This is a genomic window from Thalassospira sp. A3_1, assembly GCF_017744215.1.
GTDB classification, from domain to species: domain Bacteria; phylum Pseudomonadota; class Alphaproteobacteria; order Rhodospirillales; family Thalassospiraceae; genus Thalassospira; species Thalassospira lucentensis_A.
The window spans coordinates 115,123-133,118 of record NZ_JAGHQQ010000006.1; the positions used below are offsets into that span (position 1 = coordinate 115,123).

19 protein-coding genes are annotated in these 17,996 nt (G+C 55.6%); 11 read left to right on the plus strand and 8 right to left on the minus strand.

Annotated elements, in window-relative coordinates; genetic code table 11:
* Positions 1 to 21: 21 nt before the first annotated feature.
* The 3 genes from J7395_RS19925 to J7395_RS19935 all read right to left on the minus strand — a co-directional run bounded on the left by J7395_RS19925 (position 22) and on the right by J7395_RS19935 (position 2,205).
* Entirely contained in the window at positions 22 to 408 is a 387-nt protein-coding gene (locus J7395_RS19925; RefSeq protein WP_231858252.1) for a ribbon-helix-helix domain-containing protein, read from the minus strand.
* A gap of 39 nt (positions 409 to 447) precedes the next feature.
* Entirely contained in the window at positions 448 to 1,029 is a 582-nt protein-coding gene (locus tag J7395_RS19930) for a DJ-1/PfpI family protein (RefSeq protein WP_062951790.1), read from the minus strand.
* 165 nt (positions 1,030 to 1,194) lie between these two features.
* A complete protein-coding gene (locus J7395_RS19935; RefSeq protein WP_247742317.1) occupies positions 1,195 to 2,205 on the minus strand; it encodes a mechanosensitive ion channel domain-containing protein in 1,011 nt (336 codons plus the stop codon).
* Between the two features lie 227 nt (positions 2,206 to 2,432).
* Between J7395_RS19935 and J7395_RS19940 the strand changes: the two genes are divergently transcribed.
* Together J7395_RS19940 and J7395_RS19945 are read left to right on the plus strand one after the other, a co-directional pair.
* Positions 2,433 to 3,332, plus strand: coding sequence for an OmpA family protein (locus J7395_RS19940; RefSeq protein ID WP_062951792.1), 900 nt, complete (start codon positions 2,433 to 2,435; stop codon positions 3,330 to 3,332).
* Between the two features lie 173 nt (positions 3,333 to 3,505).
* On the plus strand, positions 3,506 to 4,147 hold the full coding sequence (locus tag J7395_RS19945; protein ID WP_062951793.1) for a hypothetical protein: 642 nt from the start codon (positions 3,506 to 3,508) through the stop codon (positions 4,145 to 4,147).
* A gap of 76 nt (positions 4,148 to 4,223) precedes the next feature.
* On the opposite strand, the gene J7395_RS19950 is transcribed toward J7395_RS19945, so the two are convergent.
* The gene (locus J7395_RS19950; protein ID WP_097051441.1) at positions 4,224 to 4,667 is read right to left on the minus strand and encodes a CoA-binding protein; all 444 of its coding nucleotides are present in this window, start codon (positions 4,665 to 4,667) and stop codon (positions 4,224 to 4,226) included.
* Between the two features lie 208 nt (positions 4,668 to 4,875).
* On the opposite strand from J7395_RS19950, the gene J7395_RS19955 reads away from it, so the two are divergent.
* Positions 4,876 to 5,757, plus strand: coding sequence for a protein-methionine-sulfoxide reductase heme-binding subunit MsrQ (locus J7395_RS19955; protein ID WP_209223387.1), 882 nt, complete (start codon positions 4,876 to 4,878; stop codon positions 5,755 to 5,757).
* On the opposite strand, the gene J7395_RS19960 is transcribed toward J7395_RS19955, so the two are convergent.
* On the minus strand, positions 5,729 to 6,364 hold the full coding sequence (locus J7395_RS19960; protein ID WP_209223389.1) for a LysE family translocator: 636 nt from the start codon (positions 6,362 to 6,364) through the stop codon (positions 5,729 to 5,731). The genes J7395_RS19955 and J7395_RS19960 overlap by 29 nt on opposite strands.
* Positions 6,365 to 6,452: 88 nt before the next feature.
* Entirely contained in the window at positions 6,453 to 7,262 is an 810-nt protein-coding gene (locus J7395_RS19965) for an enoyl-CoA hydratase (RefSeq protein WP_209223391.1), read from the minus strand.
* 154 nt (positions 7,263 to 7,416) lie between these two features.
* On the opposite strand from J7395_RS19965, the gene J7395_RS19970 reads away from it, so the two are divergent.
* The 5 genes from J7395_RS19970 (at position 7,417) to rpsI (ending at position 11,270) form a co-directional block, all read left to right on the plus strand.
* Complete coding sequence (locus tag J7395_RS19970; RefSeq protein ID WP_209223394.1) at positions 7,417 to 8,310, plus strand: hypothetical protein; 894 nt, start codon at positions 7,417 to 7,419, stop codon at positions 8,308 to 8,310.
* A 632-nt stretch (positions 8,311 to 8,942) separates the two neighbouring features.
* A complete protein-coding gene (locus tag J7395_RS19975; RefSeq protein WP_209223396.1) occupies positions 8,943 to 9,545 on the plus strand; it encodes a hypothetical protein in 603 nt (200 codons plus the stop codon).
* 154 nt (positions 9,546 to 9,699) lie between these two features.
* On the plus strand, positions 9,700 to 10,158 hold the full coding sequence (locus tag J7395_RS19980) for a PaaI family thioesterase (protein ID WP_209223398.1): 459 nt from the start codon (positions 9,700 to 9,702) through the stop codon (positions 10,156 to 10,158).
* A gap of 159 nt (positions 10,159 to 10,317) precedes the next feature.
* Positions 10,318 to 10,785 carry a 50S ribosomal protein L13 gene (gene rplM, locus J7395_RS19985; protein WP_007091636.1) on the plus strand — a complete coding sequence of 156 codons (468 nt, stop codon included), beginning with the start codon at positions 10,318 to 10,320 and terminating at the stop codon, positions 10,783 to 10,785.
* The gene (rpsI, locus tag J7395_RS19990; protein WP_062951801.1) at positions 10,785 to 11,270 is read left to right on the plus strand and encodes a 30S ribosomal protein S9; all 486 of its coding nucleotides are present in this window, start codon (positions 10,785 to 10,787) and stop codon (positions 11,268 to 11,270) included. Before rplM ends, rpsI begins: the two co-directional genes overlap by 1 nt.
* Before the next feature lie 177 nt (positions 11,271 to 11,447).
* On the opposite strand, the gene J7395_RS19995 is transcribed toward rpsI, so the two are convergent.
* Positions 11,448 to 12,611, minus strand: a complete 1,164-nt coding sequence (locus J7395_RS19995) for an alpha-hydroxy acid oxidase (protein WP_209223400.1) — start codon at positions 12,609 to 12,611, stop codon at positions 11,448 to 11,450.
* A 387-nt stretch (positions 12,612 to 12,998) separates the two neighbouring features.
* Between J7395_RS19995 and J7395_RS20000 the strand changes: the two genes are divergently transcribed.
* The 3 genes from J7395_RS20000 (at position 12,999) to argC (ending at position 16,491) form a co-directional block, all read left to right on the plus strand.
* Positions 12,999 to 13,892, plus strand: a complete 894-nt coding sequence (locus tag J7395_RS20000; RefSeq protein ID WP_209223402.1) for a GNAT family N-acetyltransferase — start codon at positions 12,999 to 13,001, stop codon at positions 13,890 to 13,892.
* 27 nt (positions 13,893 to 13,919) lie between these two features.
* Entirely contained in the window at positions 13,920 to 15,248 is a 1,329-nt protein-coding gene (locus J7395_RS20005; RefSeq protein WP_209223404.1) for a hypothetical protein, read from the plus strand.
* Positions 15,249 to 15,444: 196 nt separating this feature from the next.
* Complete coding sequence (argC, locus tag J7395_RS20010) at positions 15,445 to 16,491, plus strand: N-acetyl-gamma-glutamyl-phosphate reductase (RefSeq protein ID WP_209223406.1); 1,047 nt, start codon at positions 15,445 to 15,447, stop codon at positions 16,489 to 16,491.
* A 66-nt stretch (positions 16,492 to 16,557) separates the two neighbouring features.
* On the opposite strand, the gene J7395_RS20015 is transcribed toward argC, so the two are convergent.
* Entirely contained in the window at positions 16,558 to 17,967 is a 1,410-nt protein-coding gene (locus tag J7395_RS20015) for a PLP-dependent aminotransferase family protein (protein ID WP_348541250.1), read from the minus strand.
* Positions 17,968 to 17,996 lie beyond the last annotated feature (29 nt).

Below are 17,996 nucleotides of genomic sequence, written 5' to 3' on the forward strand. Positions count from 1 at the left end.
CCACAACACCGAAAAAACTGATCAGCCCGCCAGACGTCTGGCGGGTTTTGTCGTTTCCGGCGTGACCGCGATCCCCGCCTGATGTTCGAGATAGACGGTGCAGACCACGCGCAGAAGCGATGCGAAGTTGGGAATGTCATCGCGCTGGCTGACGACTTCGTCGTGCAGTTTTCCCAGAAATTGCGGTGTGCTGAACCCTTCGCCGGCGGCAATTTCATCAAGGATTTGCCAGAAGCGTTGTTCGAGCCGGACACTCGTGACCATGCCATTGATGCGAAGCGAGCGACTGACAGATTGATAAAGTTCGGGATCGGTGCCGGAATAGATCTGACACATGATGACGACCTCTCCTGTTTTGCCACCGGCGATATGACGCCGGTGGTCGGTTACAGGTTTATGGTCCGGCATATGGCCCGGAAACGCAATCGGTGATTGCGCGAAAACACCTTAGTGGGTGATTTCGGTACCCAGCAAGGTCAGGAACCCGGCCAGCCATTTCGGATGGGCTGGCCATGCCGGGGCGGTGACGAGATTGCCATCGATGCAGGCATCATCAATCGCGATTTCGGCATAGGTCCCGCCAGCAAGGCGTACTTCGGGGGCGCAGGCCGGATAGGCCGATACACGACGGTCCTTGATGATATCGGCAGCGGCCAGAATTTGCGCACCGTGGCAGACGGCGGCAATCGGCTTGTCCGCATCGTTGAAGTCACGGACCAGACGGATGACATCCTCGTTCAGGCGCAGATATTCCGGTGCACGACCGCCGGGAATCAGAAGGGCGTCGTAATCTTCGACGCGGGCTTTTGCGAAATCGGCATTCAGCGCAAAATTGTGACCGCGTTTTTCGCTGTAAGTCTGATCGCCTTCAAAGTCGTGAATGGCGGTTGCAACGGTGTCACCGGCCTTTTTGTCCGGACAGACGGCATCAACCGAATGACCGACGGCAAGCAGGGTCTGGAACGGAACCATGGTTTCGTAATCTTCGGCATAATCGCCGACGAGCATCAGGATTTTTTTCGCTGACATTATTTTATCCTCCCGTTTGGTGTGATCCTGAAACTATAGACCATGGCGGGGATCAGCGGGTAACAGCGGGCTACTACGCGCGAAAACGATTGGGAGGGGCTGCGTAAAATAAAAAAAGACGGCCCGGGTGGGGCCGCCTTTGGCAGATCAAATTTTTATGACAAATCAGCTTTTGGTGGTTGTTGATTTGCTGGCTGCGGGTTTTTTGGCAGCCGTGGATTTGGTCGCGGCGGTTTTTGTCGCGGCTGTCTTGGTTGCCGGTTTGGCTGCCGTGCTGCGGGCTGCGGGCTTTTTCGCCGGGGTCGATGTGGCAGGTGCAGACTTGGCCGGAGCGACCGTTGATGCCGTTTCGGCACCTTCCTTGATATGCAGATCGCGTTGCGGGAAGGGAATCGAGAAACCGGCAGCTTCCAGTTCGGTTTTCGAGCGGCGGCTGAGGTCCCAGAAGGTCGCCCAGAAGTCCGCCGTATTGGTCCAGCCGCGTGCGGTCAGATCAACCGAGCTTTCGCCAAGGGTCGCAACGAAACTCATGGGTTCCGGATCTTTCAAGACGCGTGGATCGCTTGCGACCAGATTTTTGAGGAAGTCGAGTGCGGCATCGACATCATCGTCATAGGAAATACCAACCTTGATATCCAGACGGCGGGTCGGATTCCGCGAATAGTTTTTGATCGCGCTGTTCCAGATTTGCGAATTCGGGGCGGAAATAAACACACCATCGGCTGTTTTAAACAGTGTGGTGAACAGGGTGATTTCAACGACCGTGCCCGAAACGGAACCTGCTTCAACAAATTCGTCGACCTTTAACGGACGCAGGACCAGGATCATTACACCGGCGGCAATATTGGACAATGTACCTTGCAGAGCCAGACCGATGGCGAGACCGGCGGCACCCAGAACGGCGATGATGCTTGCGGTTTGCACACCGAAGTTCGACAGGACTGCGATCAGGACAATGATCAGAATCACATAGCGTACGATGCTTGCGGCCAGCGGCTTGATCGTCGTGTCGACAAATTTTGCGTTTCTGAGAGAATGACGAACCAATGCTGCCGCACGACCGGCAACCCACCAGCCGACAATCAGAATAAGAATTGCGCCAAGCAGGTCCAGTCCGAACCCCAGCGCAAATGCTTTCAGCATCTCTGCAATTGTCGCCATATCTGTTTCCATCATTTAAACCTCGCTTGCTCGGTGCCAAAGTTGTAGTCTAGTTTAATCATACTACCGTATTAACTGGTAGCATCGCAGGTTTAGGCGATCTTGAAAAGTGACCTCAAAATACCACTTGAACCTAATGTCATGGAACTTTTCGCATTTTCGGTCGTTTAGAGACATAATATGACCATCATTGGTGATATTGTAGGTTACTGAATAACAACCTGAACTATAGGGGCAAAAACATGCAGCTTCGTCCGTCTTTTATTTGTGCTATCGGGGGCGTCGCCCTTCTTAGCGCGTGTAGCAGTGTCGACAATTCGGGTACGGCCGTCATGTACGGTGGTAACCCGCTGACCTATGGCAGCTCTGTCAATGAAGCCGTGACCGGTGCCGAGCCGACCACCGCATTTGGCAAGGCGCTTAAAGCCGAATATATCGCCTACGCACAGCGTGAAGCCGACGAATGGTACGATTTCTTCGACGCCGACTTCTTTGCGAAGAAAGCAGGCAAAGTCGCTGAAAACGAAACCATCCTTCCGGAAGATCCGGCCAACTGGCGTTTTGACGCCGAAGAAATCGCACAGAAACGTGCAGTTCGTGATGAACTGATCGCGCTTCTTGACGATGGCAAGCGTGAAGAGAAACCGGATACTGCCGCAATTGCGCAGGCCCGTTATGATTGCTGGATTGAAGAAAGCGAAGAAGGCTGGCAGACCGAACTGATCAGCCAGTGCTGGAAAGATTTCGAAGCCGCGATGGCCGAACTTCGTGCGGAGCCTGAAATGGTTGCCACCCCGGCACCGGTTGCAGCAGCACCGCGTCTGTTCACCATCTTCTTCGACTTTGACAGCACCGCCATCACCCCGGTTTCCGAGCGTGTTCTTGATGCCGCTGCCGAGCAGTGGGCTTCGAGCATGAGCAACGTTACCGTTGTTGGCCATACCGATGCGTCTGGTCCGGCAACCTACAACCAGGGCCTGTCCGAGCGTCGTGCGGCCGCAGCACTTTCCGAGCTGACCAATCGTGGTGTTACGGCTGACAAGGTCGACAGCGAGGCCGTTGGTGAAGGCGAACTGCTGATCCCGACTCCGGATGGTGTTCGCGAACCGCGTAACCGTCGTGTGACGATCTCGATCGACTAATTCGCGGTCATTTACCAAATCTTTGGCAACGGGGTGGCATTATGCCACCCCGTTGTTTTTTATGGAAACTCGATCAAATACACAGTCGGGCATGTGAATAACGGTTGAAATTGGGCGCAATACACCTAATGTCTGCGAGACATCCCAGCCGCGAAAGGGAGAGACGGGGGAAAATGATCAGAAATTTGTGCCGTTCATTGCGCGGTGCCGGTATCTGCGCGATGGCCGTTTTGGTAATCTCAGGAAGTTTCGCCGAGCAAGGTCAAGCTGCAGATAAGACGCCACCGGTTCCTTTTGAAAAGTTGTATGCTGCCGAGCGCGGTGACGGAAAATACCTTAGCTTCAATGTATTCTCTGGCGAAATTCCCGGTAAACGAATCAAGGCGTTGCTGCGGTCCGGCCAGGTTGTTGGCGACCGGATTCTTCTTGCGGAAGATGTCGCGGTCTATTTCCCCGACGGATATATCGTTCAATCGCAAGTCCGGTTTGGCAAATATATCCCCCGTGCGGGTTTGATTGCCGGAGCCGTCGCCAAACGCGATCATCTGGTCGAAAACCCGCGTTATGCGCTGGTCGAACAGTTTGATCAGATTCTTGGCAAAGAATGCGCGCGTACCGAATATGCCAACGGGTTTGCAGCACTTCGGATCAAGTCCGATGGTGTGATGTCGCTGGTTATGGAAACGGCCGGTCTTTACGATCCGCTGGTGAACGAAGCCACGACCACCTATACGGTAACAAGCGCGGTACAGCCGGTCTTTATCGGCAATCAGGGGCTTGTCCCCGATCTTATGAAAATCTGCGGTCGCGGCTGATGATGGCCTGCTGAGAGCAAAGAAAAGGCACTGCAAATGCAGTGCCTTTTTGGTTTTTGTCTCGGTGAATGATTGCTCAGGCGACTTTCCAGTCCGGGGCAAACAGCCGGGGAATTTCAATCGCGGGGCAGCGGTTCATCACGACATCAAGCCCGGCATCCTGTGCGCGGGTCGCGGCACCGACATTGATCACGCCAAGCTGCATCCAGATGGATTTGGCACCTATCGCGATCGCCTCGTCAACCACACCACCGGCATCCTCGCTATTGCGGAAGATATCGACCATATCGACCGGTTCGGAAATATCGGCCAAGGTGGCGACGACTTTCTGGCCATGGATCTCACCACCTGCCTGACCGGGATTGACCGGGATAACGTGATAGCCGCGCGACAGCAGGAACTTCATAACGCCGTTTGACGGGCGTTCGGGTTTGGGGCTGGCGCCGACCAGTGCAATGGTTCGGGTGCGTTCAAGCAGTGCCTGGGTGGCATTGTCGTCGGGATTCTTAAAATCGCTCATGTCATCTGCCTTTGGTTTGCGATACGGCATCGTTATATCTGTATGATACATAAGGTTTTGATCTGTTGCCGCAATCTTCTGGCGTCGGGATTGTGTGATGCCGCGGCGCTCGCAGAAAGTTGATGGCGGATTTAACTGACGGGGCGTGAAAAACCGGGTTGAGTAAGGGATATGATTCCAAACGCGCAAAATATCAAAGGTGCCCTGCATGTATCCGTGGCTTGATCCGTCCGGCAGATTTTCGGTTTTCAAACTGACTGTGTTTGTTTTGCTGCTTGTGCCGGGCTGTTTCATTCTATGGCCGGTCATTGCCGAAGGCGGGGCGACCATTCCGGTCAAGGAAGCGATCCTTGAAAGCGGGGACTGGGCAATCAGAATGTTGCTGATCTCGCTTTTGATCACGCCACTTCGCCGGATTACACGCGCGAGCAAGCTTGTCCAGATCCGGCGTCAGGTCGGTTTGGCCGCCCTTGCATATGCCGTGATCCATCTGTTGTTATATATGCTGAGCCAGTCGTGGGATGTCTGGCGCGTTGCCAATGAAATTCTGGTGCGGATTTATCTGACCATCGGCTTTGTGGCGTTGACGGGGCTTGTTATCCTTGGGGTGACGTCAACCAAATCAGCGATGCGCAGGCTGGGCAAGAACTGGACCCGATTGCACAGGATCAGCTATGGCATCGGTGTTCTTGCGGCCCTTCATTTCTTCATGCAGTCGAAAATCGATGTCAGCGAAGCGACCCTGATGTCGGGATTCTTTGTCGCCCTGATGCTGTATCGCATGGCGCATGCCCGTGACTGGTCGCTGCGATCGCCGCTTGTTCTGATATCAATTGCGGTTCTGGCGGGGCTGGCAACCGCAGGGATCGAATATGCGTGGTACGGATTGGCGACCGGTGTACCGCCATCGGCTGTTTTTGCCGCCAATCTTGAATTCATGTGGCCATTGCGCCCGGCATGGAATGTGCTGCTGAGCGGGTTGTTCGTTGCAGTCATCAGCCTGTTCGGGCGCGATGCGATTGGCCGTGAATGGCTTGGCCAGATCGCGTCTAGCCTGTTTGTCAGACCGCAGCGCTCGCGCGGCGGGTAAGGGCGGTCAGAAGGCCCGCACCAATCATCACCGCGCCGCCGGCACGCGTCAGGCGGCGCATGGCGGCTGGTTTACGGAATTTTTCGCGCAGGGCACCGGCCATGATTGCCCAGATCGCAACATTGACCGCCGCCAGCGAGACGAAGGTCGCGGTCATGATGACGAATTGGGGAACGACCGGCATTGATGCATTCACGAATTGCGGCACAAAGGCGATAAAGAACACGATGCCCTTAGGGTTCAGGGCCGTCACGATATAGGCCTGCAGGAACATGCGGGACGGCCGGTTGCGTTTGGCATCGGGATTGTCTTCAAGTGTGCCCGGTTTTTCCCGCAGCATCTTGATGCCAAGATAAATCAGATATCCCGCCCCGCATAATTTCAGCACGGTAAAGGCATTTGCCGATGTCGCCAGCAATGCACCGGCACCAGCCAGCGAAATCGTCATCGCCGTCAGATCGCCAAGCGCCACACCGGGAACGGTTGCCCATGCGGTCTGACGTCCCTTGCCGAGGGCGTAGCTGACCACAAGCATGATGGTCGGGCCGGGAATGGCCAGAACGATTGTGCAGGCCAGAACGAAGGCCAGCCAGATTTCAAGATTCATCTTTACCCTCCTTCAGGTGCTTTTCATCCAATCATAAATCCTGATCACGATTGCGAAGTCGAGGGCAAAATCGCAGGTGGCAAAGCAATCATTCGTGGCGCCATTCCGGATGGCGTTTTTCAACAAAGGCCCCGATGCCCTCGCGGGCGTCATGTTTCTGCATGTTTTTGGTCATCACCCCGGATGCGTAATCATAGGCCGCCGAAAGCGGCATTTCGAGCTGGCGATAGAATGCTTCCTTGCCCAGTTTAACCGTCATGCCCGAACGCGATGCGATCCGTTTGGCAAGATCATCGGTGGCGGTGATCAGATCGTCATCTTCGGCGACATCGGAAATCAGCCCCATCTGCCAGGCGGTTTGCGCATCAATCGGGTCACCCGTCAGTAACATGCGCATCGCGTGTTTGCGCGATACGTTGCGGCTAAGTGCGACCATCGGGGTCGAACAGAACAGCCCGATATTGACCCCGGGCGTGGCGAATTTCGCATATGATCCGGCGACCGCCAGATCACAGCTTGCGACCAGTTGGCATCCGGCGGCCGTGGCCACAGCGTGAACCCGTGCGATCACCGGCTGGGGCAGGGTCACAATCCGCATCATCAAGGCACTGCATTGGGAAAACAGGGCGGCGTGGCCGTCACAGGCTGAAATCCCGTTCATTTCCTTAAGATCGTGTCCGGCGCAAAAGGCCGGGCCGTTTGCGGCAAGGATCACGCAACGGATGGTTTCGTCAGCAGCGATTTTGTCCAGTGCGGTATGGAGGGCCCCCATCATCGCCCCTGACAGGGCGTTGCGGCTTTGCGGGGCATTCAGGGTCAGTGTCGTGACCGGACCTTGATCCTCGCGCAGGACAAGTTCGTTTGCGTCAGTATGGCTGGTGGGGGAATTGCTGGTCATTCGGGCCTCCCTGTGATGGCGCGCACTGCAGGTTTTTTACTTTTGCGTCAGTATATTGTCGTTGTAGAATTTCACGTCCCGGTTTTGTTGAAAACCAAAAATGCAAAAAGACTGCTTCATGCCGGGCGACGATCCCATGTGAGGACGATTGGGAATGAGCAACGACGAACAACGTAAGCCGCGACGCGCTCCTGGTCGTTTTGTCACCACCAAGGAGATCGTTGAAAAACGCAAACCGGTTTCGCCGGTCGCGAAGACGAAAATGAAACGCTATGACCGCAAGGAGGTCATGGACTGGGACATGGAACGTCAGCGTGCCGAAGCACGTGCGCGGTTGTTAAGTCGCGGTTTTGACGTGCCTGAAATTCTTCAGCCCCGTCGACCGGAAGTGGATCCGGATGATCCGGAAGCCAGCACCATTGATCCCGATGCCGTGCGCGATATTTCCGGGGCGGCGATGGCCGGGCCCAAACCGGCAGCCCCGAAAAAAAGCCGACCGGTAACGGCAGGCGACCTTCACAACGCTGCGAAGCAGGGGGATCGCCCCAAGCCCAATCGTCATTTCCTTGCGAGCAATGTCGCCCTGCATCAGGTGGGACCGAATGTGGCGCAGGCCGAGGCCCCACAGAATGACGGGCAGGACGGGGATTATTCCGACGGCAGTGCATATCGCGAATATCTGGAAGGCTTGGGGGATGGCGCGAAAACCGGTCTGGACATCCACAATGATATTACCGGTCGCGTCGATGATCTGAAATCGGCATCAAAAACCGGATCGGGCAATATTGATTTACCCGATAACAGTTCAAGCTGGGTCAGTCAGGAAGAAGCCCGGCGGCGCAATGTGACCAGGGAAGCGCAGGCACATTCTGTCAAACGAAAATCCGCAAGGCAGGCCAAGGCCGAAAAAAAGGCAAGGGCGCGGGGCAATGCGCTGGCGCTTGACAAGGTCCTGCCGAAACTTGGTGCCTATATGGTGGCGGCCATTGCGGTCGGTTATGTGCTGGTGCTGGTCTATACCGAGCTTGGCAAACTGATTGGCGGATAAGCGCAAAAACAATCAGCAATAGAAAATACATCCTGCATTTTGCCTCAAACCTGCCTAAATCTTCACGTCTAGTATAATTGTCGCATAATGAACCATGTGACAGGCATCGGGCTTTTGACGAAATTGTCCGGTGTTTCGAGATCAGATAATGGGGAGATTGGACGACGAGGGGGTGATGGCCTTAATTGACCGGCAAGGTATGTCGGCAATGAAAGGTGGTCAGAGTGTGACATAACCCTTGTTGCAGGAGACGGCGGAGGTACCGCCGTAGTCGCCATGGAAAGTGACGTAAAAGGTCAGGAAGACCGACACCCGGTTTATCTTCCGGAAAACCGGTATCATTGGGCGTCCAACGATGAAGTGGACAAGCCCACAGTTATCCTGCGTGGCCCGGTCAGGCCAAGATTTCGAAGGTCCGGCTCAGGTGCCGGTTCTGACTTTGATCTGACCGATTGGATGCAGAAAAATCTGCCGCGCGTCGGGGCGTCCCTGATTGTCAGTATCGTAATTGCGAGTGTTGTCCTCGCGACATATTCAGAGCTTGCTGTTCTGTTGTCGCGTTGATTGCGCATGTCTGTTTGTTCCGTGATGTCATCGCATACCGGACAAACCATCTGGCAACGGAGACGATGATGAAAAGCCAGAGATTGCCTGTATCGGGTGTCCATCATGCTTCGGCATCAAGAACGCTGTCTGCGGGCATTCATCGCCGCCGCCCCGGGCAGGGCGATTTGACACCGGAACCCGATATTGCCGATCAGAAGATCGGTGGCCAGGACCCGGAACCACAATCGGACCATCAGAGCCCGGAACATCGCCGCCATGTCAAAAACCAGACGGCATCGTCGTCCAAATCCGGTCGCGATACGGATAGTGATGTGAAAAATGGAAAGACGAATGTTGCGGCATCGGACGAGGGACCGGAAGATCACCCGTTCATCGATTTCATTGCATCAATAATGCCATCGGGCGAAGCCCCGAATGATAACCCGGAATTTCCAGTATCTGCGGATGATCGCCAAGCCGGCGGGTATCGTTCCGACAATCACGGCAGTCGGATTTTACGGAACGCACCGGAGGCCAGACCTGCATTACCCGTTCATACATTCGCCATCAGGCGGCGGGGCATGGAAAGATGGCTGCCCAATATCGGCTCCTTTCTGATTACCGGTATCGTTATTGTTGCGGTGATCTGGATGACGGTGATCGAGCTTTCGGTAATCCTTGGCAGATAAAGGCGGCAACTGAGCCGGAACATGGTGGTTTGTGACTTTATGCCAAGGGGCAGGTATGCTGAAATAGTTGACGTTAACGTAAACGTTATGTCAGGCTGTTGGTCAAAGGGAACAGGGCCATCCGTCCAAGGTTGGCGACAGGGAGGAACCCGATATGACAGCTATGCCACCCCGCACCGGCATCGGATTGGCGGATTTCGACGCCATCATGCGTGAAAAAGTCCCGTTTGTCGGGGATATGAATGTCAGGACAGAGGAGCTTTCGGGGGATCGCGCCCTGCTGCGCCTGCCGTTCAATGAACGGCACATTCGGCCGGGCAATGTTATTTGCGGTCCGGCGATCTTTGCGCTGGCTGATATTGCGCTTTATGCGGTGGCGTGGCTTGTGGTACCCAAGGCCGATCTGGCGGTTACGACCGAGGCAACGGTGCATTTCCTTTCCGGGGCAAAGCCCGGCGATTTGCTGGCGGAGGCAAAAATCCTCAAGGCAGGCAAGCGCCTTCTGATTGCGGAATGCCACATCCGGTCTGCCGTTGATGGCGCACTTTGCGCGCATGTCATCGGAACCTATGCGATGCCACCGGAAAATGGGACCGGGCCAAAACCGGTCTAAAATGATGAAAATCAGTGTGGTAAAATAATACCTATTGATTTAAGTTGTTGAAATATAACGAAATATTCCTGTTGCTTTCCTGTTTAATGCTGGCATACTGCGCCGACTTTCAACGAGGGGCGATTCCCTCCGTGGAACCCAGTTTTCGAGTATTAAATTATGAAAACCTTCACTGCGACACCGAGTGACATCGAGCGCAAATGGTTTGTAGTCGACGCAGAAGACGTCGTACTCGGCCGTCTTGCAGCCGTTGTTGCCAACCGTCTTCGTGGTAAACACAAAGCGATGTTTACCCCGCACATGGATTGTGGCGATCACATCGTCATCGTCAATGCCGAAAAAGTCAAACTGACCGGCCGTAAACTTCAGAACAAGAAGTTTTACTGGCACACCGGTTATCCGGGCGGCATCAAAGAACGCACCATGGACAAGCTGCTGAATGGCGAGCATCCGGAACGTGTGATCATCAAAGCTGTCGAGCGTATGATGTCCCGTGGTCCGCTGCGCAGCCAGGTTCTTTCCAAGCTGCACGTCTATGCCGGTACCGAGCATCCGCATGATGCACAGAAGCCGGAAGTTCTCGATCTTGCCGCAATGAACGACAAGAATAAGCGGAGTGCTAAGTAATGGCCGACACCAAAACTCTTGAAGATCTCAAGGATCTCGCACAGGGCGGTGAAGCTGCTGCTGCAGAAGGCACCCTGCCGGAACCGAAGATCGACGCACAGGGCCGTTCCTATGCAACCGGTCGTCGTAAGAACGCAATTGCACGCGTCTGGATCAAACCGGGCTCGGGTAAAGTCACCGTCAATGGCCGCGAGTTCGAAGATTACTTCGCACGTCCGGTTCTGCGCATGGTGATCAACCAGCCGTTCGGCGTTGCCAATCGTAAAGATCAGTTCGACGTCGTTTGCACCGTTACCGGTGGTGGTCTTTCCGGTCAGGCCGGTGCCGTTCGTCACGGTATCTCGCGCGCGCTGACCCTGTTCGAGCCGGCACTGCGTCCGTCGCTCAAGGCAGGTGGCTTCCTGACCCGTGACCCGCGTGCAGTCGAACGTAAAAAATACGGTCGCGCCAAAGCACGTCGTAGCTTCCAGTTCTCGAAACGTTAATTCGTTTTCGGGCATCAGGCTCGCGATTTTATTGGAAAAGCGTCACCTTCGGGTGGCGTTTTTTCTTTTTGCGGGTGTTGCTTTGTCTCCGAGTAAAACCAACAAAAAACGGCGTCTTCACGAAGGAAAGACGCCGTTTTTTGTTTCGCGTTTAAAGGCAGAGCAGTCTCTGTCGCGTTATTGCCAGCGATCCGAGAAGTCGCGCGGGATCATCAGAATATCGCGATCCACCTTGGTCACGTCAGTGTGGCCGCAAAGCGCCATGGAAACTTCAAGTTCCTTGTGAATGATCTCAAGCGCCTTGGTTACGCCGGCTTCGCCCATAGCGCCCAGACCATAAACATATGCGCGCCCGATATAGGTGCCCTTGGCACCCAGTGCCAAGGCCTTCAGCACATCCTGGCCGGAACGGATCCCGCTATCCAGATGGACTTCAATCTTGTCCCCGACGGCATCCATGATGGCTGGCAATGCACGGATTGAGGACAGGGCGCCATCAAGCTGGCGGCCACCATGGTTGGAAACAATGATGGCGTCGGCACCAACATTGAGGGCCTCCAGCGCGTCACGCGGATCAATGATCCCCTTGATGATCAAGGGCCCGTCCCACATTTTGCGGAACTCGCGAATACGGTCCCAATCAAGTGATTCATCGAACGCTTCGGCGGTCCAGGTGCTCAGTGATGAGGGATCGGCAACCCCCTTGGCATGGCCGACGATGTTACCAAAGAAGCGGCGTTTGGTGCCAAGCATGCCCAGCCCCCACTGCACCTTTGTCATCATGTTGGCGACGGATTTGACGGTCAGCTTGGGCGGTGCCGACAGGCCGTTCTTCAGATCCTTGTGGCGTTGGCCGAGCATCTGAAGGTCCACCGTGATGACCGCAGCCGAGCATTTGGCGGCCTTCGCCCGATCAAACAGGCGCTTCATGAAATCATCGTCCTTAAGCGTATAAACCTGCAACCAGAAGGGCTTGGAGGTGTTTTCGGCGACATCCTCGATCGAACAGATCGACATGGTCGACAATGTGTACGGGACACCGAACTTTTCAGCCGCGCGGGCAGCCTTGATTTCGCCGTCTGCACATTGCATGCCGGTCAGTCCGACCGGGGCAAGGGCGACAGGCATGGCTACATCCTGACCGATCATCTGGCTTTTGGTCGAGCGCCCGGCCATGTCGATCGCGACCCGCTGACGGAGGTGAATATCCTGAAAGTCGGTGGTGTTTTCACGGAATGTCTGCTCGGTCCAGCTTCCGGATTCTGCGTAATCGTAAAACATGCGCGGTGCGCGACGTTTATAGATACGTTTCAGGTCTTCGACGCAGGTGATCACTGGCATGAGGTTAGCTCCGAATAAAATGCGCTTGGTAATGGTAATACCAGTTTCGGAGGTTATCGCAAACCGAATTGAAAATCAGCTTCTTGCAGGGCCCAAACTGTTTCCGTATTCCGGACTCAGGATGATGTTGTGGTTGGAAAAGAATTTTAAAAAGAAGGATCGAAAATTCGGAAGGTTGTGATAATAAGAATCCATCGACGAGAGATTTTTTGAATTTAAGGTGACATCCAATGGTTGGAACAATGCGACGAGCTTTCAAGACATAAGTGTTTGAACCTCTGTTGGATTACCTTGCGATATGTGAAGGGCCGCTAATGGAGCGGTCTTTTTTTATGCCAATTCGGAAGGTTGGCACTTACCTGAAGCCCAAAGAAAGGGACCCCCGATATGCAGTACAGAAAGCTGCAAGATGACGATATTCATGCTCTTGACGCATTTCTCGCAACCCATGCCGAAACCAGCATGGTCCTGCGCAGCAATTTGCGAAAAATCGGCATGAACCGACGTCATCATCCGCTTTCGGGCTGCTATTACGGCGAAGTTTCCGGCGATGGTGCGGTGACGGCGGTTTTGACGATATTCGGCAACGGAAAAGTCTTTGTGCAAACCGGGGGTAAACCGGTGCCGCGTGGTTTGATTGACCTGTTTTGTACCGAAAATGCACAACCGGTGGCCGGTTTCTTTGGCCCGGCCGATCAGGCACAGGACGTGATCGACCTGATTGGATTTGGTAATGCACAATTTGCCATCAATGCATGCGATGCCTTCTATCGGCTTGATCTTGCCAACCTGATCCTGCCGCAAAATGTGCGGTCGGACAGCTTCCAGATGGTGGATGCGGAACGGATTGATCGCAATACGCTTCTGCGCTGGCTGCGCGCCTACGAGATCGAGGCATTGGGCGGAGAGGATACACCAGCCCTTGATAGCCGGATCGCCAGTCGCCTTGTCCATGCACTTAATGACCGCAATATGTGGGCGCTTGTCGTTGATGGCGTTCCGGTCAGTCTTTCGGGGTTCAACGCCGAACTGCCCGACATGGTCCAGATCGGCCCGGTCTGGACGCCGCCTGAGCATCGCAGCAACGGCTATGCGCGTATCCTTGTCGCCAAAACGCTTCTGGCGGCTCGCGCGCGCGGCGTAACTCGTGCGGTGCTGTCAACGGATAGCCCGGCGGCTGCGAAGGCTTATGAGGCCATCGGGTTTGAGAGAGATGGGGCGTATCGCTTGGCGTTGCTGGCGAGCCCGGTTAAGCTGACCAGAGAGCTTTCATGTCAATGAGGTGCGCCCGTGACGGGGCCTGAGAGATTGCTGCGCTTTAAACAAATCCTGCTGCCGGTCCTTGGGCTGGCGGCAGGGTTATTTGCCGGTGCAATGCCCATTGATGCAGTCGCACAGAATTTGTCCCAGGTTTTATACCGTTTCGAAGACCGACCGCTGGTTTTGGGGAAATACGGTGCGATTGCCGATTTTCAGAGCCGGTTGTTTGTTGCCGCGGCAAGTTGCAAGCGTGGCAGTACGTCTGCCTATGGGGCAACGGATGGTATTGTCGGGGACAAGACGCGTCGTGCGATCATGGATTTGCAGCCCTGCCTTGATCCAAGCGTTAAAGCGGCCATCGGAGCCGGGAACCCCGGCGCGATCACGGTCGGTTTGTGGAAACTGTTGATGCCAGCAGAGCAGCCCTTTCCCGACGCGATCACGCGGGCCAATCATCTGACCTTTGCGCTTGAGGGCACGGATTATGACGCGATTCAGTTCAATTTCTGCCAGTCGCGCAACCCGCGGAGCGGTAAGCGGTATCTGGAAGGCGATCCGTGGTGTTACACCAATGATCCCAATGCCTATCTGACTTGGGGGCCGCGTGGGGCAACCGCCGGGGCCGGGGCGGAAATCCAACAGATTATCTTTGCCGCTGAACGTGCCAGTCCCGGCCTGCTTAATGCCGTCTTTGGGCCGCATACCGATGCGATGCATCGTCTGGCGCTGGGCAATAATCAAAGTGCATTTGATATCCTGTGTGCGATCTGGATTGATCCAAAACGCCGGGCCGATTTTACCGCCCGGTTTGCACAATATGGCGCATTGCCCGAAGTACAGCGTGCCTATCGCCGGGTTTATGATGCAGCCAATGCCGATGGCGGAAAAATCGCCCGGTTTTTTAAAATTTATGCTGCGCTAAAGCCTGTTATCGGTCGTGATCCGACCGAGATTGATCTGGCCTATTTCATTGATATGGCGACCCATGGCATGGCACCGCCTGGCAATGTTTCCGATCTGTCGGCAAAGATGGTCAATTTCGCCAGCCGGACGCGCAATGTGCCAAGCCCCGGCGAATTGCGCCGTCAGCTGGCGGCATGGTTGCCGTCGCAGCATAAATATAACGACCGGATCGCCCGCGATGCGATTTTCCTGATTGATGATCCCGAAATCACGTTATCGGATACCCATCGCCGGATCTGGCAGCAACGATCCGGGTTAAAGGCCAGCGATTTTGGCCTTTCGGATCATCGTTATGTTTCGGACTACCCGGTGGCAGCCCCGACGGGTTTTGAGAAAATCGAGCGGTTCTATACCGTGCTGCCCGAGGATAAGCGCGCCTGTCCGGCCAATGTTCGCAAATCCCGGCGACCGTGATCGTAGGCGTGATCGTGGGTGTAATTGCGCGGGGCCGATGTGATGCATGTCATCACTGCATGGGTCCCGATCCGGGGATGCAGGGGAAAAGCCGCCTAAAGGCTTGCATCTGCGGGGCTTGTTTGCCAACATCCGCCCGTTAACCGCGCCCGGTGACCATGAAGGTCAGGGTGAGCCTATAGGAGCAAGATTTGAAATGAGCGACGTTAAGGTCAAAGTCGGAATTCTCGGTGCCAGCGGATATACCGGGGCGGAACTGGTTCGTATTCTTGCGCACCATGCCGCTGCCGAAATCACCCTGCTGACCGCAGACCGACGCGCCGGACGTCCGTTCGGGGAGGTTTTCCCGCATCTTGCCCATCTGAAATTGCCGACCATGATCCGGATCGAGGATGCGGACTGGTCGATGGTCGATGTGATTTTCTGCGCGCTGCCGCATGGCACGACGCAGGAAGTGATTGCCGGTCTGCCGGACCATGTCAAAGTTGTCGATCTGTCGGCGGATTTCCGTTTGTTCGATGCCGCAACCTACAAGGAGTGGTACGGGGCGGAGCATGCCGCGCAGGATTTGCAGAAAGAGGTCGTTTATGGCCTGACCGAACTGCACCGTGAAAAGATCAAAAAGGCGCGCGTGGTTGCCAATCCGGGATGTTATCCAACCCCGGTGCAGCTTTCGCTGACGCCGCTTCTGGAACAGAAACTGGTGCATGCCGATGACATCATCATTGATGCCAAATCCGGCGTGACTGGTGCGGGCCGTTCGCCCAAGGAAGGCATTCTGTATGCCGAAGTCACCGAAGGCATTCACGCCTATGGCACCGGCGGGCATCGCCACGCACCCGAGATCGAGCAGGGTCTTGCCTGGGCCGCCGGACAGGATGTTGTGGTGAACTTTTCACCGCACCTGATGCCGATGAGCCGCGGCATCCTTGAAAGCATCTATGTCAAAATGACCGATGGCACCACGGCCGATGACATTCGGGCCGCCCTTGAAAAACGTTATGCCGACGAGCCGTTTGTACGTGTTCTGCCGTTCGGGGTGACGCCGCAAACGCGTCATGTGCGTGGGTCGAATTATGTGCTGATTGGCGTGGTCAAGGATCGCGTGCCGGGTCGTGTGATCATTGTTGCGGTCGAGGATAACCTTGTGAAAGGCGCATCGGGGCAGGCGGTTCAGAACATGAATGTCATGCTGGGCCTGCCGGAAACCATGGGGCTTGAGATCGAGCCACTGTTCCCGTAATCGCGCGACAGCATCCTGTAAAAAGGGGCGTGTCCGGTCTGGGTGCGCCCCTTTTTCGTGGCCGCATCATGCGTTTGAGATCGCCCGTTCAAGAACGGTGAAAACACGATCGTCTTCGCATTGCGCGATGTTAAAGCGCATCAGGTTTCCGGCCGATTGCGAGATGCTGAAAACATTGCCGGGTGCCAGAACCACACCATCGGCCAGCGCATCGCGGGCAAGTGTTGCGGCATCGATGGGGGCGGGCAGGTGACACCACAGGAAAATCCCGGCATCGGGTCTGATCGCCGGTGTGATGCCAAGCGCGCCAAGACGGGTTTCGGTGACGGACATGGTCCGCGTCAGCCGGTCGCGCAGGGCGTCCATATGTTTGCGATAAGTGCCGTCCTTCAGGACCGAGAAAATCAGTTCGGCCGAAAAATTCGGGCTTGAAAATCCCGTCGCGATCTTGAGGTCCGTCAGGCCTTCGATCCAGTCGGAACTTGCCGCGATATAGCCGCACCGGACCGAGGCCGAAAGCGTTTTGGAAAAGCTTCCGATATGGACAACCCGGTCAAGCCCACCAAGGGCTGCCAGCCTTGGGGCAGGGGTGTTTTCGAAATCGGCAAAAATATCGTCTTCGATGATGATCAGGTCATGTTCTTCGGCAATTTTCAAAACGCGATGGGCGACCATCGGCGACAGTGACGCGCCGGTCGGGTTGTGCAGCCCGGAATTGGTAATATAGAGGCGGGGCTTGTGCGTGGCGGCAACCCGGGCAAAGGCATCGATATCGGGGCCATTGGCGGTAAAGGGCACGCCGATAATGTTGGCGCGATGCGCGCGCAGCAATGCCTGAAAATTGAAGTAGCACGGATCATCGATCAGCACCGTATCGCCCGGTTCGATCAGAAACCGGCACAGCATATCAATCGCCTGCGTCCCGGACTCGGTCAACAGGATCCGGCCGGGATCGGCATCGATGCCATAGGTGCCCATTCGGCGCGACAGGAGTTGGCGTAGGGCGGGCAGGCCAAGCGGTGTGCCGTAATCGACGAGCGTGGCATCATCAGCGCGTGACAGATTGCGAAGCGCGCGTCTGATGGCTGTTTCAGGCATCCAGTCCGCCGGAAGCCAGCCGCAACCAGGTTTGATCATATCCGGCCTGGCATCAAGCGACTGGCGCGAAACCCAGAACGGATCAATGGCCCGATCCAGTTTCGGGCCGATTTGGGCAATCGAAAGCGGTGCGGTGTGACCCGACACATAAAAACCAGATCCGCGGCGGGCCTCGATCATGCCTTCGGCCACCAGTCGGTCATAGGCTTCGACCACGGTCGAGTTTGACACCTTCATCTGTCGCGCAAGCCCCCGGATCGAGGGCAGGCGATCCCCGGCAAGCAGATTGCGTGCACCAATCCGGTCGCGGATTACGGCCATGACACGGGCGACAAGTGTTCCGTTGTCCGACTGTTTTGGTGATCCGTCAGGCGCCACTGTATTGCTCCTGTAATCAGTACAGTTTG